At 65.1% G+C, this 15,435-nt stretch carries 18 protein-coding genes; 11 read left to right on the top strand and 7 right to left on the bottom strand.

What is annotated here, in order from left to right; all coding sequences use genetic code 11:
* The first annotated feature begins 228 nt into the window (after positions 1 to 228).
* The 8 genes from AB1Z25_RS23610 to AB1Z25_RS23575 all read left to right on the top strand — a co-directional run bounded on the left by AB1Z25_RS23610 (position 229) and on the right by AB1Z25_RS23575 (position 6,160).
* Positions 229 to 1,065 (top strand): CPBP family intramembrane glutamic endopeptidase, encoded by an 837-nt coding sequence (locus AB1Z25_RS23610; RefSeq protein ID WP_146176772.1) that lies wholly within the window; start codon positions 229 to 231, stop codon positions 1,063 to 1,065.
* Between the two features lie 102 nt (positions 1,066 to 1,167).
* The gene (purE, locus tag AB1Z25_RS23605) at positions 1,168 to 1,656 is read left to right on the top strand and encodes a 5-(carboxyamino)imidazole ribonucleotide mutase (protein WP_191186231.1); all 489 of its coding nucleotides are present in this window, start codon (positions 1,168 to 1,170) and stop codon (positions 1,654 to 1,656) included.
* On the top strand, positions 1,656 to 2,786 hold the full coding sequence (locus tag AB1Z25_RS23600; RefSeq protein WP_227106279.1) for a 5-(carboxyamino)imidazole ribonucleotide synthase: 1,131 nt from the start codon (positions 1,656 to 1,658) through the stop codon (positions 2,784 to 2,786). Before purE ends, AB1Z25_RS23600 begins: the two co-directional genes overlap by 1 nt.
* 39 nt (positions 2,787 to 2,825) lie before the next feature.
* Entirely contained in the window at positions 2,826 to 3,245 is a 420-nt protein-coding gene (gene fos, locus AB1Z25_RS23595) for a fosfomycin resistance glutathione transferase (protein ID WP_486636321.1), read from the top strand.
* Entirely contained in the window at positions 3,242 to 3,928 is a 687-nt protein-coding gene (locus tag AB1Z25_RS23590; RefSeq protein ID WP_486636320.1) for a DNA alkylation repair protein, read from the top strand. The genes fos and AB1Z25_RS23590 overlap by 4 nt, the downstream gene beginning before the upstream one ends.
* Positions 3,925 to 4,803 carry a phosphoribosylaminoimidazolesuccinocarboxamide synthase gene (locus tag AB1Z25_RS23585; RefSeq protein WP_048408156.1) on the top strand — a complete coding sequence of 293 codons (879 nt, stop codon included), beginning with the start codon at positions 3,925 to 3,927 and terminating at the stop codon, positions 4,801 to 4,803. The genes AB1Z25_RS23590 and AB1Z25_RS23585 overlap by 4 nt, the downstream gene beginning before the upstream one ends.
* 220 nt (positions 4,804 to 5,023) lie before the next feature.
* A complete protein-coding gene (locus tag AB1Z25_RS23580) occupies positions 5,024 to 5,569 on the top strand; it encodes a cysteine hydrolase family protein (RefSeq protein WP_107801465.1) in 546 nt (181 codons plus the stop codon).
* Between the two features lie 9 nt (positions 5,570 to 5,578).
* Positions 5,579 to 6,160 carry a GNAT family N-acetyltransferase gene (locus tag AB1Z25_RS23575; RefSeq protein WP_107801464.1) on the top strand — a complete coding sequence of 194 codons (582 nt, stop codon included), beginning with the start codon at positions 5,579 to 5,581 and terminating at the stop codon, positions 6,158 to 6,160.
* Between the two features lie 295 nt (positions 6,161 to 6,455).
* Here AB1Z25_RS23575 and AB1Z25_RS23570 read toward each other — a convergent pair whose 3' ends face one another.
* The gene (locus tag AB1Z25_RS23570) at positions 6,456 to 6,827 is read right to left on the bottom strand and encodes a hypothetical protein (protein WP_486636319.1); all 372 of its coding nucleotides are present in this window, start codon (positions 6,825 to 6,827) and stop codon (positions 6,456 to 6,458) included.
* 432 nt (positions 6,828 to 7,259) lie between these two features.
* Between AB1Z25_RS23570 and AB1Z25_RS23565 the strand changes: the two genes are divergently transcribed.
* The 3 genes from AB1Z25_RS23565 to AB1Z25_RS23555 all read left to right on the top strand — a co-directional run bounded on the left by AB1Z25_RS23565 (position 7,260) and on the right by AB1Z25_RS23555 (position 10,190).
* Positions 7,260 to 8,192: a lysophospholipase gene (locus AB1Z25_RS23565; RefSeq protein WP_486636318.1), complete on the top strand. Its 933-nt coding sequence runs from the start codon at positions 7,260 to 7,262 to the stop codon at positions 8,190 to 8,192.
* A gap of 432 nt (positions 8,193 to 8,624) precedes the next feature.
* On the top strand, positions 8,625 to 9,446 hold the full coding sequence (locus tag AB1Z25_RS23560) for a class I SAM-dependent methyltransferase (protein ID WP_486636317.1): 822 nt from the start codon (positions 8,625 to 8,627) through the stop codon (positions 9,444 to 9,446).
* Positions 9,447 to 9,755: 309 nt separating this feature from the next.
* Positions 9,756 to 10,190, top strand: coding sequence for a lysozyme (locus AB1Z25_RS23555; protein ID WP_227106263.1), 435 nt, complete (start codon positions 9,756 to 9,758; stop codon positions 10,188 to 10,190).
* Positions 10,191 to 10,281: 91 nt separating this feature from the next.
* Here the strand turns inward: AB1Z25_RS23555 and AB1Z25_RS23550 are convergent, their stop codons facing one another.
* The 6 genes from AB1Z25_RS23550 to tauD all read right to left on the bottom strand — a co-directional run bounded on the left by AB1Z25_RS23550 (position 10,282) and on the right by tauD (position 15,390).
* Positions 10,282 to 11,379: an AAA family ATPase gene (locus AB1Z25_RS23550; RefSeq protein WP_486636316.1), complete on the bottom strand. Its 1,098-nt coding sequence runs from the start codon at positions 11,377 to 11,379 to the stop codon at positions 10,282 to 10,284.
* Positions 11,380 to 11,428: 49 nt separating this feature from the next.
* Positions 11,429 to 12,256 carry a S1/P1 nuclease gene (locus AB1Z25_RS23545; RefSeq protein WP_227106258.1) on the bottom strand — a complete coding sequence of 276 codons (828 nt, stop codon included), beginning with the start codon at positions 12,254 to 12,256 and terminating at the stop codon, positions 11,429 to 11,431.
* Between the two features lie 183 nt (positions 12,257 to 12,439).
* On the bottom strand, positions 12,440 to 13,102 hold the full coding sequence (locus AB1Z25_RS23540) for a DUF799 domain-containing protein (protein ID WP_486636315.1): 663 nt from the start codon (positions 13,100 to 13,102) through the stop codon (positions 12,440 to 12,442).
* An 11-nt stretch (positions 13,103 to 13,113) separates the two neighbouring features.
* Positions 13,114 to 13,470 carry a DUF4810 domain-containing protein gene (locus AB1Z25_RS23535; RefSeq protein ID WP_247877816.1) on the bottom strand — a complete coding sequence of 119 codons (357 nt, stop codon included), beginning with the start codon at positions 13,468 to 13,470 and terminating at the stop codon, positions 13,114 to 13,116.
* Positions 13,471 to 13,660: 190 nt separating this feature from the next.
* The gene (locus AB1Z25_RS23530) at positions 13,661 to 14,335 is read right to left on the bottom strand and encodes a CsgG/HfaB family protein (protein ID WP_486636314.1); all 675 of its coding nucleotides are present in this window, start codon (positions 14,333 to 14,335) and stop codon (positions 13,661 to 13,663) included.
* A gap of 224 nt (positions 14,336 to 14,559) precedes the next feature.
* Positions 14,560 to 15,390 (bottom strand): taurine dioxygenase, encoded by an 831-nt coding sequence (tauD, locus tag AB1Z25_RS23525; RefSeq protein ID WP_486636313.1) that lies wholly within the window; start codon positions 15,388 to 15,390, stop codon positions 14,560 to 14,562.
* Positions 15,391 to 15,435 lie beyond the last annotated feature (45 nt).

Here is a 15,435-nt window from a genome sequence, read left to right as displayed (position 1 = left end):
CCAAAACCAGACGGCGGCGGCTTTTTTCTCAACGCTTTCAGGGCGCGCTTACGATCTCGCGAACCAAGACATGACATGGCGTTGCGGTGGGGAAAGCGGAATGCGCACACGGTACACGAGCATTTTGAATGCCATACTCACCGTGCCACGTCTCACGACGCGCAGCAGATCGTAAACAGGTTCTTAGGTATCATTCAGTATCCAAACCCATCCCGCCGCGAGCCCGCCATGCCTCTGCCCACCCCGCCCCTGCCGGATTCCCTATCCCTTGCCGCCTTCCTCCTATTGGCCCTGGCCCTGCTGGCCGAAAGCCTGCGCCTGCGCTGGCCCTCCCGCCTGGCCGCGCTCAGCAGCGCCGGCGTCGCCGTCGCCTGCGGCCTGGTGCAGCCCTTGGGCGCCGCGGCCCTCCTCGCCGCCCTCGCCGTCAGCCTGGCCGCGCGCCACTACCGGCGGCCGGAGCTGTGGCTGGTCTGGATCGCGCTGCTGCTGGCGCTGGCGCTGCACGCCTTGCCCGGCTTCGACAACCCCTTGCTGTGGCAGGGCCTGAGCACGCCGAACAGCGCGCCCTACCGACTGTACTGGAGTTACGACAAGGGCGCCGCCGGCTGGCTGCTCTTGATGGTGCTGGCCGCCAGCCCGCAAGTGGAACGGCGCTGGGGCCCGGCGGCGGCCGGCGTCGGCGCGCTGCTGCTGCTGGTCGTGCTGGGCCTGGCCAGCGTGGCCGGCGTCATCGCCTGGGCGCCGAAATGGCCGCATTGGCTGCTGCCCTGGCTGTTCGCCAACTTCTTCCTGGTTTCGCTGGCGGAGGAAGCCTTCTTCCGCGCCGGCCTGCAACGCTGGCTGGAGTTGCGCACCGAACCCTTTCCCGCCCTGATGGCCGCCGCGGTGGCCTTCGGCCTGGTCCACGTCGCCGGCGGCTGGGTCTGGGTGGGGCTCGCCACCCTGGCCGGCCTGGGTTACGGCCTGGTCTACGCCGCCACCCGCCAGGTCTTGTGGGCGGTGCTGGCCCATGTCGCCTTCAACGCTGTGCACCTGATTCTGTTCACTTATCCGCGGCTGATGTGATATGCCCTAAGTACCTTGATGTCAAAATAAAAAACCATAACGGCAGCAGGCCCCAATCGGGTAAAATCCCGGCTTTAGCCTCAACCAGCGAGCTTCTCCGCCATGATTGAAGTCGGCATCGTGATGGGTAGCAACAGCGATTGGGAAGTCATGCAGAACGCCGCCCGCGTGCTCAAAGACTTCGGCATCGCCTGTGAAACCCGCGTCGTCTCCGCCCACCGTACTCCCGACCTGCTGTTCCAATACGCAGAAACCGCTGCCGAGCGTGGCCTGAAGGCCATCATCGCCGGCGCCGGCGGCGCCGCCCACCTGCCGGGCATGCTGGCCGCCAAGACCCATGTGCCGGTGCTGGGCGTGCCGGTGCCGTCCAAATACCTGCGCGGCGAGGATTCCCTGCTCTCCATCGTGCAAATGCCCAAGGGCATCCCGGTGGCCACCTTCGCCATCGGCGAGGCCGGCGCCGCCAACGCCGCGCTGTTCGCCGTGGCCATGCTGGCCGCCACCCGCCCGGAACTGGCGGAACAACTGATCGCCTTCCGCCGCAAGCAAGAAGAAACCGTGCTGGCGATGACCCTGCCGGAGATCGAATAATGGCCGCCATCCTGCCCCCGGCGATGCTGGGCATCCTGGGCGGCGGCCAGTTGGGCCGCATGTTCGCCGTCGCCGCCAAGACCATGGGCTACCGCGTCACCGTGCTGGACCCGGACGAAGCCGCGCCGGCGGCGGACTTCGCCGACCGCCACCTGTGCGCGCCGTTCAACGATCCGGCCGCGCTGGAAGACCTGGCCAAAAGCTGCGCCGCCGTCACCACCGAATTCGAGAACGTCAACGCCGACGCGATGCGCCTGCTGGCCAAGACCACCCGCGTGTCCCCGTCCGGCGACTGCGTCGCCATCGCCCAGGACCGCATCGCGGAAAAAGCCTGGATCGCCAAGGCCGGCCTGCCCACCGCGCCCTATCTGGCCATCCAGAGCGTGGAAGACATACAGGTCGAACTCTCGCCCTATCTGCCCGGCATCCTGAAAACCGCGCGTCTGGGCTACGACGGCAAAGGCCAGGTGCGGGTGAGCACCGCGGCCGAGGCGCGCGCCGCCTACGCCAATCTGGGCGGACAGGCCTGCGTGCTGGAAAAAATGCTGGACCTGCAACTGGAAGTGTCCGCCATCGTCACCCGGGTCAGCGCCACTCAGAGCGCGGTGTTCCCGGTGGCCGAGAACATCCACGCCGACGGCATCCTGGACGAATCCATCGTGCCGGCGCGCATCAAGCCGGCGCTGGCGGCCGAAGCGCAAGCCATGGCGATGCGGCTGGCCGAGGCGCTGGACTACGTTGGCGTGCTGGCGGTGGAATTCTTCGTGCTGGCCGACGACAGCCTGGTGGTCAACGAGATCGCGCCGCGGCCGCACAACTCCGGCCATTACACGCTCACCGCCTGCCTGACCGACCAGTTCCAGCAACAGGTGCGCGCGATGTGCGGCCTGCTGCCGGGCCGCACCGAGCTGCTCAGCCCGGTGGTGATGGTCAATCTGCTGGGCGATGTGTGGAAGGACAACGGCGCCCAGCCCAATTGGGACGTGCTGGCGGAAGCGCCCAACGCCCAACTGCATCTGTACGGCAAGAAAAGCGCGCGCCCCGGCCGCAAGATGGGCCACTTCAATGTGATGGCGGCTACGGCCGACGAAGCCTTGGATCAGGCCCGGGCCTTGAAGGACACTTTGTAAGCGCATGGCGAAACCTCAGGGTTTCGCCATTTTTCCGCCATGAAGCTGAACGGACTGAATCACCTGACCCTGGCGGTGCGCGATCTGGAGCGCGCCTGGGACTTCTACGCCCTCACCCTGGGCTGCCAGCCCCATGCGCGCTGGGACGGCGGCGGCTATCTGAGCCTGGACGGCCTGTGGCTGTGTCTGTCCTTGGACCCGGCCGCCGCGCCAGCCCCCGGCTACACCCATTACGCCTTCGGCGTGGACGCCGCCGACTTCCCGGCCTGGCGCGAACGCCTGGCCGCCGCCGGCGTCCGCCAATGGCGGGACAACCGCAGCGAAGGCGACTCGCTCTACTTCCTGGACCCGGACGGCCATCAACTGGAACTGCACGTCGGTACGCTGGCCTCGCGGCTGGCCGCCTGCCGCGCCCGGCCTTACGCCGGCATGCGCTTCTTCGACGAGGCGCCGGCATGAACGCCGACATCGCCGCGCTGCGCGCCGGACTGAGCGCCGCCGCCGTCCCGGAACAGGCCGCGCCGATGCGCGCCTATATGCGCGAGCAGTTCGACTTTCTCGGCGTGCCCACGCCGGCGCGCCGCAAGGTGTCCACGCCCTGGATCCGCGCGCTGAAGACCCAAACCGCGGAATACTGCCTGGAGCTGGCCGAACAACTGTGGCGGCAGCCGGAACGCGAATTCCAATACGCGGCGGTGGACCTGCTGACCGCGCGCGCCGAGGCACTGCCGGCCGCCAGCCTGCCGCGGCTGCTGACTCTGGCCGCCGCCAAGCCCTGGTGGGACTGCGTGGACGGCTTGGCCGCCTGGGTGGTCGGCACGCTCGCGCGCCAACACCGCGACCTGCAACACGATATGGACGCGCTCAGCGGCGACGCCGACTTCTGGCTGCGCCGCGTCGCCATCCTGCACCAGCTGCGCTGGAAAACCGAAACCGACGCCGAACGCCTGTTCCGCTACTGCGCCGCCAATGCCGGCGACGCCGAATTCTTCATCCGCAAGGCCATAGGCTGGGCCTTGCGCGAATACGCTTACACCGACGCCCGCGCCGTGCGCGCCTTTGTCGCGGCCACGCCGCTATCCGGGCTCAGCCGGCGCGAAGCCTTGAAACACATTGCCCGCTCCACCGAGGATTTCCGATGACCGGACTCAACACCACCCAACTGACCAGCTTGAAGAAAATCTACTCCGGCAAGGTCCGCGACCTGTACGAGATCGACGACCAGCGCATGCTGATGATCGCCACCGACAGGCTGTCCGCCTTCGACGTGATCCTGGACGACCCCATTCCCGGCAAGGGCCAGATCCTCACCGCCATCTCCAACTTCTGGTTCGACAAGCTCAAAGAGCTGGTGCCCTGCCACCTGACCGGCGACGCGCCGGAAGACGTAGTCTCCGCCGCCGACCTGCCGCAAGTGACCGGCCGCGCCGTGGTGGCCAAGCGCCTGAAACCGGTGCCGATCGAAGCCGTGGTGCGCGGCTACCTGGCCGGCTCCGGCTGGAAGGAATACCGCCAGAGCGGCACCGTCTGCGGCCTGGCGCTGCCGGCCGGCCTGCGCGAGGCCGACAAGCTGCCCGAACCCATCTTCACCCCGTCCACCAAGGCGGCGGTGGGCGACCACGACGAAAACATCAGCTACCAGCGCTGCGAAGAAATCGTCGGAGCCGAACTGGCCGCCCAGGTGCGCGACACTGCGATCAAGCTCTACCGCGCCGCCGCCGAATTCGCCGCCAGCCGCGGCATCATCATCTGCGACACCAAGTTCGAGTTCGGCCTGGACGAAAACGGCGTGCTGACGCTGATGGACGAGGCGCTGACCCCGGACTCCAGCCGCTTCTGGCCGGCGGACAGCTACGCGCCGGGCGGCAACCCGCCGTCCTTTGACAAGCAGTTCGTCCGCGACTGGCTGGAAGCCTCCGGCTGGAACAAGCAGGCGCCGGCGCCGACGGTGCCGCTGGAGGTGCGCGAGAAGACCGCGGCCAAGTATAGGGAAGCGCTGGACAGGCTGACCGCCTGAGAACCTGCTTACGATCTGCTGCGCGTCGGCGATACGGCGTTGAAAACCGCTTCAGAATGCTCATGTACCACTTGTACATTCCGCTTCTTCTACCGTTTTCGCCTTGTCTCGCTCTAGCTCGCTAGACTTTGAACAAGCTCCAAGCCCCGCCTCGGCGGGGCTTGCTTTTTAAGCCGTTTCATATGACATTGGCGACTCAATCCCGCGACAGGAAACCCCGATGAAAACCGCCCTGCTGATCATCGACGTGCAAAGCGGCATGTTCGACCACGAACCCCGCGCCGACCACGCCGACGCCGTCATCGCCCGCCTCAATCAACTGGCCGCCGCCGCGCGCGCGGCCGGAACGCCGGTGGTCTGGGTTCAGCATGAACGCGCAAGCGCGCCGCTGATCCACGGCTCGGCGGAATGGCAATTGGCCCGCGGCCTGGACGCCCAGCCGGACGACCACTACCTGCGCAAGACCACGCCGGACTCCTTCCTGCGCACCGGCCTGCATCAGCAACTGCAACAATGGGGCGTCGGCCAACTGGTCATCGCCGGCTACGCCAGCGAATTCTGCATCGACACCACCACCCGCAGCGCGGCGGCCCACGGCTACGCCATCATCCTGGCCAGCGACGCGCACACCACCCACGACAAGGACCACGCCAGCGCCGCCCAAATCCGCGCCCATGAAAACGCCACCCTGCCCAAGCTGGGCAGCTTCGGCGTGCCCATCCTGCTGCGCGCGGCGGCCGAGATCGCCTTCCCCGCCAGCGCCTGACCGCTCCGCATGCCCATCGCCCAGCCCACCCTCAACACGCCGCGCCTGCTGCTGTTGCCGGCTCAGCCGGCGCAGGCGCGCGCGATGCTGGATTTCCACGTCCGCAACCGCCAGCACTTCGAACCCTGGGACCCCAAGCCCGGCGACATGTTCTTCACCGAGCTGTACTGGACCATGCAGCTGCGCCAGCGCGCGCGCGACTGGGAAGAAGGCCGCGGCGGCCGCTTCCTGCTGGCGCTGCACGCCGAGCCGGAACGGGTGATAGGCAGCGTCGGCCTCAGCAATATCAGCCGCGGCGCCTTCCAATCCTGTCACCTGGGCTATGGGCTGGACCAGCACTGCCAAGGCCAGGGCCTGATGCGCGAAGCGCTGGAGGCGGTGATACGCTGCGCCTTCGACACCCTCAAGCTGCACCGGGTCCAGGCCAACTACCAGCCGCACAATCTGCGCAGCGCCGGCCTGCTCAAGCGGCTGGGCTTCGAGATCGAAGGCCACGCCAAGAACTACCTCTATCTGAACGGCGCCTGGCGCGACCACGTGCTGAGCTCGCGGCTGAATCCGGACTTCGACCCGGAACACATGCTGGCCTGAGCGCCTGTCCACCATCCGCTGCGCATCAGTAGGACGAGTAGCCACGCTAAAAGCCTGTGCACGACCTGTTCAGTGTTTTGGCCCTGGCTTGGCGCACAGGACACCGCCGATCCGAAGCTCTCCAAGACCTCCGCGTGGGTATCGCTGCGCTCCACCCACCCTACTCATGGCAAACGGTCGTGCGTAGGGTGGGTGGAGCCGCAGGCGATACCCACCAGCACCCGCGGTTGAGGATCACGCCAACCAAAGCGAAACAAGGCCTTGCTCGCGACACGCAGCAGATCGTAAACAGGTTCTAAGACGTCACCGTCTCCAGCCTCTCCATCGCCCCCTGCAAACGCTGCTGCAAAGGCTCCAGCAAGGCCCACAAGGCCTTGCCGCGCACTTGCGCGTTTTCGGTGTGACGCAGCATCAACAGCACCGCGCCCAAGGCCTCATTGCATTGACGCAGCTCTTCGACGATATCGTCGTAATGCTCGCAGCAATGGGCTAAATGAATCAGAACGGGATCGATGGCGGCAAGCGCGGTATTTTCCGAACGCAGACCTTGCAGATGTTTAACGGTCTTGATCAGACGGCTGGCCGCTGGGAGAGCGGCTGGAGATTGAGCGGCCTCCTTGGGCGGAGGCGGTTTGGAAAGCAGGGATAGAACTGACAATAGAGGCATGACGGGCTCCGATCCAAAATGAGCCTGCCATCCCGCTTCCAATCAAGATGGGCAGGCATATGACAGGGTTGGAAGGCAGGCGAATCGGAGCCAGCAGGCCAAAGGCCTCCCTGCCATAACCTGCCCTGATGGGCGCAGCTATAGCGTGGCATTGGGATGATATCCCCCGATTCTATTCAGGCTTCCATTCCTGATGCCGCGCTGTATGAAACGGCACGCGGCTCATGGTGCCCACCCAGCTTGGTCTGGTCAAGCGCGGCGCGTCCGGGAAGGCCTAGCAAAACGGCCCCCACCCCATGGCGGCGTACAGGCCAGGACATTTGGATAGCGCTTGCCAGCATCCTTGCGCCATGTTCTGCTGTGAAGCCGCCGCTTCGCCGCAACCCTGATGCCGCGGCGCAGTCAAAACAGGCCATAAAAGGGCTCAACACCATGCAAACCTTCCATCTGAACGCCGACGACGGGGAAATCCTGCACGCCGCCTGCTGGCTGCCGGACGGCGCGCCGCGCGCCGTGGTGCTGATCTCCCACGGCATGAGCGAATACGCGGTGCGCTACCACCGCTTCGCCCAAACGCTGAGCGCCGCCGGCTACGCCGTCTACGCCCACGACCATCGCGGCCACGGCGCCGCGCCGCGGCTGCGCGGCCATTTCTCTGCCGACGGCGGCTGGGACAAGGTGGTGGCCGACGTGGACACCCTGCGCCGCCACGCCGCGGAACGCCATCCCGGCCTGCCGGTGGCGCTGTTCGGCCACAGCATGGGTTCCTTCATCGCCCGCGCCTATTTCCTGCGCCACGGCGCGGCGCTGTCCGGCCTGATCCTGTCCGCCACCGGCTACCGCCAGCGGCCGCTGGCCTGGCTGCTGCGCGGCCTGGCGCGGCTGGTGGCCCGCTTCGGCAGCCCGGAACGCCCCAGCCGGCTGCTGGCGCGGCTGGTCTTCGGCAGCTTCAACCTGGGCTTTCTGCCCGCCCGCACCGGCATGGACTGGCTGAGCCGCGACCCGGCGGAAGTGGACAAATACCTGGCGGACCCGCTATGCGGCTTCGACCCCTGCCCCGGCCTGTGGATAGATTTGTTCGGCGGCATCATCGCCATGGAACGCGGCGAGGCGAGCGGCGACAGCCTTCCGCGCCGCTGTCCGGTCTGGCTGCTGGCCGGCAGCCGCGACCCGGTCAGCCTGGGCAAGCTGGGCCTGGGCCAACTGGAAATCCGCTACCGCGAGGCCGGCCTGCTCGATGTGCAGACCACGGTCTACCCCGGCGGCCGCCACGAAATGCTGAACGAAACCAACCGCGTGGAAGTGGAGCAGGACATGCTGCGCTGGCTTGAGCGGATTAGCGCGCAGCCGGTCATTGCAGGCTGAGCCTGGGAACCTGTTCACGATTCTTTTTCAGTACTTTGAAACCTTGTTAGCTACGCAGGAAACCTGCGTATCCGACGCGCCCCCACTCCCTTCAAGCCTGCCGATGGGTGGCAGGCCCGAGGTCTTAAGCGGCTGCTTGTTCGAGCACCGCGACGCTAGCGCGGTGCGAGTTCAGCCGCGCCTCGGGCCTGACGGGCCCCGGCGGGAAGCCGAAGGCCAGGCTTGCAGGGCGGCCTTTAGGGTAAAGGGAGATTTGGCCGCGCAAATCTCCCTTTCCGTTCGCCGGGCGGAACCGGCCCTAAATCATCATCCGCGAAGCGGATTCAAGGCATTGGGCAATGGTTCCGAACCTGAAGGATCAGAAACAGCGCCCAAGCGCGCCGGCGCGAATTGGACTAAAATCCGGCGATTCGTTTTTCGCAGGAGGCCGCCATGAGCCTGATTCCCGAGATCAAACCGCAGCAATCGCTGGAACTGCTCAAAGAGCTGCACATCCTGACCCGCGACGGCAAGATCAACCAGGACACCCGCCGCAAGCTGAAACAGGTTTACCACCTGTACCAGTTCATCGAGCCGCTGATGGCCGATGTGCTGGCGGAAAAAGGCGAGATGAGCCTGGCCGACCACGGCGCCGGCAAATCCTATCTGGGCTTCATCCTTTACGACCTGTTCCTGAAGGACAAGGCCGCCGGCAGCGTCTACGGCATCGAAACCCGGCCGGAACTGGTCAGCCGCTCGCAAGAGCTGGCCGCCCGCCTAGGCTTCGAACGCATGGGCTTTTTGAACCTGAGCGTGGAGCAGTCGATCACCTCGGAGCAATTGCCGGAGCAGGTGGACATCATCACCGCGCTGCACGCCTGCAACACCGCCACCGACGACGCCATCCGCTTCGCGCTGGCCAAGAACGCGCGCTACATCGTGCTGGTGCCCTGCTGCCAGGCGGAAGTGGCCGGCATGCTGCGCCAGAAGAAAAACCAGAGCTTCGGCCTGACCCCGCTGTCCGAGATGTGGCGCCACCCCATCCACACCCGCGAGTTCGGCAGCCATCTGACCAATGTGCTGCGCTGCCTGCAGCTGGAAGCGCGCGGCTATCAGCTCACCGTCACCGAGCTGGTGGGCTGGGAACACTCGATGAAGAACGAGCTGATCATCGCCAAGTACACCGGCCAGCGCAAAAACAGCGCGCGCGAACGCCAGGAGGCGATTTTGAAAGAGCTGAACCTGGAAGACCTGCGCGAGCGCTTTGTGTACTAAAAGCCGCTTCAAAGTCCGCTGCGCTCCACGAAGCCATCCCCCGATGGGATTTCCGCGTGGGTATCGCTACGCTCCACCCACCCTACCTATAACGAGCAATCGCTCCTAGGGTGGGGGAGCCGCAGTCGGCCCCCCTTCCCGCCACTGACACCCGTCGCCTCGGCCCGTTTCCGGACCCTGAGCATAATGGGAACGACGCACCCGAACCGCCCCGCGCGGCCGGTCCCGCCCCCGCCCGCTTCTCCTCCCGCCTCAGATTCTTTCGAGCGTTTCTCCGCGTCCGCCGGGGGCCCCTCCCAGGAGCCCGACATGAATATCAGCGCCAACGGCGTCAAATTGATCCAGCAATTCGAAGGCCTGCGCCTCAAGGCCTATCAGGACGCGGTGGGCGTCTGGACCATAGGCTACGGCCACACCGGTCCGGACGTGACGCCGGGTCTGGTCATCAGCCAGGCCCAGGCCGACGCGCTGCTGGCGCGCGATTTGAACCGCTTCGAAACCGGCGTCTCCCGACTGGTCTCGGTGCCGCTGAACCAGAACCAGTTCGACGCGCTGCTCAGCTTCAGCTACAACCTGGGCCTGGGTTCGCTGCAGAACTCCACCCTGCTGCGCCTGCTCAATCAGCGCGACTACGCCGGCGCCGCCGCCCAGTTTCCGCGCTGGAACAAGGCCGGCGGCAAAGTGCTGCCCGGCCTCACCCGCCGCCGCGCGGCGGAGCAGGCGCTGTTTCTGCAACCGGTCTGAGCACGTGGTCTGAGCCATGGAAAAAGCCCAAGCTGAACGCTTGGGCTTTTTTTGCATGTCGCACACAGCCGGAAAAGCTCGCGGCCCCGGCTCAATCCTCATCCGCCAGCACCGTCTCGCCATCGCGCTGCGTCAGCATGAAACGGCGCAGCGGCCGGTGGCGCGCGATCAGCTCCGCCAAGCGCGGCGAATGGCTAGTCACCCACAGCTGGCTGTGGCGGCCAGCCTCGGCGATCAGCCGCGCCAGCGCCGGCAGCAGGTCCGGATGCAGGCTGTTTTCCGGCTCGTTCAAGGCCATGAAGGCCGGCGGGCGCGGGCTGAGCAAGGCCACCGCCAGGCACAGGAAACGCAAGGTGCCGTCGGACAATTCGGCCGCCTCCAGCGGCCGCAGAATACCGTCGCGCTGCATCAGCATCTGGAAACGGCCATGCAGCGCCTCCGCCTGGAAGCGGCTGTCCGGAAACGCGTCGGCCAGCACGCTGTGCAGCAGTTCGACGTCGCCGATCTCCACAATGGTCTGGAAAGCGGCCGCCAGGTTGCCTCCGTCGTGCGCCAGCACCGGCGAGCGGATGCCCACTTGCGGCGCGCGCGGCGGCGAGCCGGGCCACACCGCGAACTCATGGTAGAAACGCCAGCGCCGCAGCGTCTCCCGCACTTGCGACACCTCGGGATAAAGATGCGGCTCAGCCAATTGGCCGAACACCGACTCCTCGGCCTGCAGGCCCAAGGGATAGGTGGTCCTGACCCCGTCCACGCTGGTGAGAAAGGCGCTCTGATTGCGCCGCTCCAGCACCTGGGCCGAGGGGCGGCGCCCCTGGCCGGCCAGCCACAACGTCTCCTCCTTCACCAATGGGTCCAGCGAGAACAGGCTGCGGCTGGGCTCGGGGTAGCCCAGTTGCAATTCGTAGTCGTAATCGGCCAGCCGCGCCGCCAGCACCATGCGCTTGGGCTCGCCCTTGCGGTCGCCGCGGCGCAGGCCGCCGGCCCACATCGCCTTTTGAATGCCGCCCTCTTCCGCCAGCGCCGCGGACAGGCGGCCGCAGGCGGCCTCGTGCAGCAGGCGCACCGCTTTGTAGAGATTGGATTTGCCACAGCCGTTGGGCCCGACGACGACGTTGAGCGGCTCCAGCTCCAGCCGCAGCTGACGGATGGAACGGAAACCCTTGAGGCTGAGCTCGTGAATGGACATGGCGGCTCCGGTGACGACGGAGCCGCCATTCTAGCGCGGACGCGCCGTTTTACTGCAGCGCCTGGTTGATCACCATGGCGATGCGCGCGCCGGCCTTGACCAGCTGCTGTTTGACCAGCTGAGCGCCGGCGGTCTGGTAGGTGCGGTCCAGGTAGGCCACGTCGCTGGGCGCTTGGCCGCAGCTGAAGTTGGACAGCGGGCCGTAGACCTCGCTGCGCGCGTACTGATTGGATTCCTTGATCCAGTCATTGACCTGCCCGCTCTGCCAGCCGGCGATGTTGCGCGCGTAGTACTTGAGGTTCTGCGTCGCCCAGCTCTGCTCGTTGGCGCCGCTCAAGGCCTGCTGCACCAGGGCGGTGTCCCACACCGAATGCAGATTGCCGGTCTTGTTGCTGCCGGCCAGCCGCGTCTTGACGTCGTTGCCGCCGCGGTCGTGGTTGTCGGCCGCGTGCAGCGGCTGGTGGATGTCGCCAATCATGTGGAGCAGGAAGGTCAGCGCCTGGGCGCGGGCGGACTTGCTCGCGGTTTTGTCGGCCAGCACCTTGCTGTAGCGCCCGATCTGATTGGACGCGCAGTTGCCGCTGGGGCAGTCGTCCTCTTCCACGCCGTCGCACACCGGTTCGTCGTTGTAATGCCATTGATCCGAGCCCGGCAGCTGCTGTTTCAATTCCTGCTTGTGCTGGTCCATGTACAAGGCCAGCTGGGCGAAATCCGCGTTGGGGATCAATTGATTGACCGCGGCCTTGGCCTGGGGGCTCAACAATTGCTGAGCGACGTAGCCGGTGACGCGGTGGCCTTCCTGGCCCCAGGCCAGCGCTTGGGCGCTGGGCAGCGCGAAAGCGGCGGACAACAGCAGGGCGAGCGTAAATTTCTTCATGACGGTTTCTCTTGTGATTGTGATATGCCGAGACGGGCGCGCCGCCCGCCTTTTTATGGCGAACGGATATTACCCGAAAACCGTTAAATTAAAATGCCAATATCATTTCATTTGAAGATATACGCTGTACAACCCCGTAAAAAAGCCCGGCAGTACCGGGCTGGGTGTTTTTAAGACATGAGTTCAATCTGTACCGTACTTGGGCGAATACGGACCATACAATAAACCGCCGTTATAGCCAGTGCTGAACAAGCGCTGGCTGGTAACGCCCGCCATATTATGGCTGGCGTCGGTGGCGGTATTGATGATCTGCTTCAGCGCCGCGTTCACCAGCATGCCGACCAAACCGCCGCCGCCGGAATTATTATTGCCCTCATTGCTCGAGGCCGAGGCGAAGCCACTCCACAGCACCGCGCCGGTCTTCAAGTCCACCATCTTGGCGCTGGCGGACACGACGGTATCGCTACTAATCACGCTATAGCTGGTGCCATACTTGTCCACCGTCACGTATAGCGCGGCGTCGGCGCCAAAGATGTCCTTCAGCTTGGCCGGGGCCACACCGTGAATGTCCGAGGCCGTGCTCAAGCCGTTTTGCTTGAAGGTTTCGTCCACCAGCGCCACCGGCATCACGTAGTAGCCCGCTTCGGCCAGCGGCATGGTGACTTGCGACAACATACTGTAGCTGGCGGCCACTTCCGGCGACTCATTCAACGGCGGCAACACCAGAATGGAGCGCGGCCGGCTCTGTTTGTAGGCCGCGTAATCATAGGGCTTGGGGCTGGCGCAGCCGGTGGCCAGCGCCACGACGGCCAGGCAGGCCAGCCATTGGGCAATGCGTTTGATCATGGTGCAGGTTTTCACTTCTTGGCTTTCTTCAACAAAAAGTCCATATAGGCGGCGGACTCCGGAAACAGCTGCTTCTCGGTTTGGAATTCCTGCGCCATCTGATCCCCCTTGCCCAGGCTGGCGTACAACATGCCCAGATGAGCGTGGTAGCCCGGCGGCGGAGTCTTGCCGTCTGCACGAATTTTCTGCAGATCGCTCTCCAATGCGGTCACCTGTTCTTCGGCCGCCACGCCCTTGAAATGCTGGTAAACCTGGGGCTGGTAGCTTTCCCACTGGTACAGCGGTTTTTGACTGGCGCAGCCGGTCAACAATGCGCCGCCCAGCAGGGCCAGCGCCAATAGCGGCGTTTTCGCCATCTTGTGTTTCATGATGTTCAATCTTGCTATAGCGAGCGCGAACGGGCAGCAAGGCCCGTCCTGTAATCATTCGAGGCTTGTTGAACGCTTAGAGCCGTTAACAAAACCTCGCAGAGAACCTGAGCCAAGGCGCGCCGACGCAGGCAGTACCAGGGGTACGACAAGGGGCGCAACGCAGGATCAGGGGTTTTGTTAGCGGATCTTATTTGGCGGGCTGCCAGGCGCCGGAATCTATGGCCGCGGTCAGCTTGTTCACCGCCTCGCGCATCGCCAGGTCCAGCACCTTGCCGTTCAGTGTGGGGTCATAGCCGGCAGAGCCGCCAAAGCCGATGATTTCGCGGCTGGACAAGCTGTACTCGCCAGCTCCCAAAGCGGAGTAAACCACTTCCGAGGTCGCCACTTTGACGATGTTGAGGTTGACCTTGGCGTAAGCGATCTGCTGCTTGCCGCGACCGAGGATGCCGAACAGCTGGTGGTCGCCCACTTCCTTGCGGCCGAATTCGGTCACATCGCCGGTCACCACGTAGGTGGCGCCCTTGACCGCCTGCGCCTGCTTGCTGAACGCGGCTTCCTGCTTCATTTCTTCCAGGTTGTCGCGGTCCAGCACATTAAAGCGGTTGGTCTGCTGCAAATGGGTGATCAGAATGGTCTTGGCCTGGCCGCCCAGACGGTCCACGCCGTCCGAGAAAATGCCGCGCATATAACTGGAGCGGTTATCGAACTTGCCCACCGCGATGGGGGAGCGCGGGCCGGCGTAGGGCTTGCCGACGGTTTCCACCTGGGCCACCGTCAGCGCACGCGAGCTTTCCGTCGCGCAGCCGCTCAGTCCCGCCGCCGCGGCCATGGCGAATACGACGCATTTGTTTGCGATCTTCATTTTTATGCTCTCTAAACATCCAACTCGGAAAGTCCAGCATCATACGTTTCCATATGACGGTGGTCGACGCCATTTATGCCAAAACAGCGTTGGCTTATATATTTCGCGTCAAAGCCAGCCGTGGTTTGCTTCCAAACTCAGACGCTGTATCACCGCGTCGTCAGGCCAAAGACATGAAAAACCCGGCAATGCCGGGTTTCCTTTTCCTGCTCATTCCGCCGCGCTCAACGCGGCCGGTCGCCCAGGATGGTGGCGCGGTGCATCACCCGCCGCTGCGGCAGGTAATCCGCCACCGCGTAATGCTGGGTCACGCGGTTGTCCCAGAACGCCAGATCGTTTTCCTTCCAGCGCCAGCGCACGGTGAATTCCGGCCGCGCGGCGTGGGCGAACAGCAGGGCCAGCAGGGCATCGCTCTCGCGCGGCGCCAGTTCCAGGATGCGGGTGGTAAAGCCTTCGTTGACGAACAGGCCCTTGCGGCCGGTGACCGGATGGGTGCGCACCACCGGATGCACCACCGGCGGATGGTCGCGGCTGGCCTGTTGCCAGCGCGCGTATTGCGGCGTGTCCTTGAAGCGGCTTTCCGGGAAGGAATGAATAAAGCTGTGCTCGGCGCTGAGGCCGTCCAGCAGCGCGCGCAAGGCCGGCGACAGTGCGTCGTAAGCGGCGCTGTTGCTGCTCCACAGCGTGTCCCCGCCCACGTCCGGCAACTGCCGCGCCGCCAGCACCGCGCCCAGCGGCGGGGCGGCGATGAAGGTGACGTCGGTATGCCAGTTGTCGTTGTCCGGCAGATTGTCGACATGGGTGTCCAGCACGATGATTTCCGGCTGCTCCGCCACCGTCGGGTAGACCGGATGCAGGTGCAGATCGCCAAAGTGGGCGGCGAAGTCGCGCTGCTGGCGCGGCGTCAACGGCTGGTTCTCGAAGAACAATACCTGATGGCGCAACAGCGCCGCCTCGATCGCGTCGCGCTCGGCGCCGGACAGCGGCGCGCTCAGATCGACGCCAGAAACAATGGCCCCCAGGGCCGGGCTGATGGCTTGCAGTTGCAGGCTCATGAATGTGCTCCTTATCCGCGCGGCGGAAACCAAATCCAAAAAATC

This window comes from Chromobacterium sp. HL1, assembly GCF_057418835.1.
The sequence above is the reverse complement of the archived record's forward strand: the minus strand, read 5'-3'. Positions and strand labels throughout refer to the sequence as shown.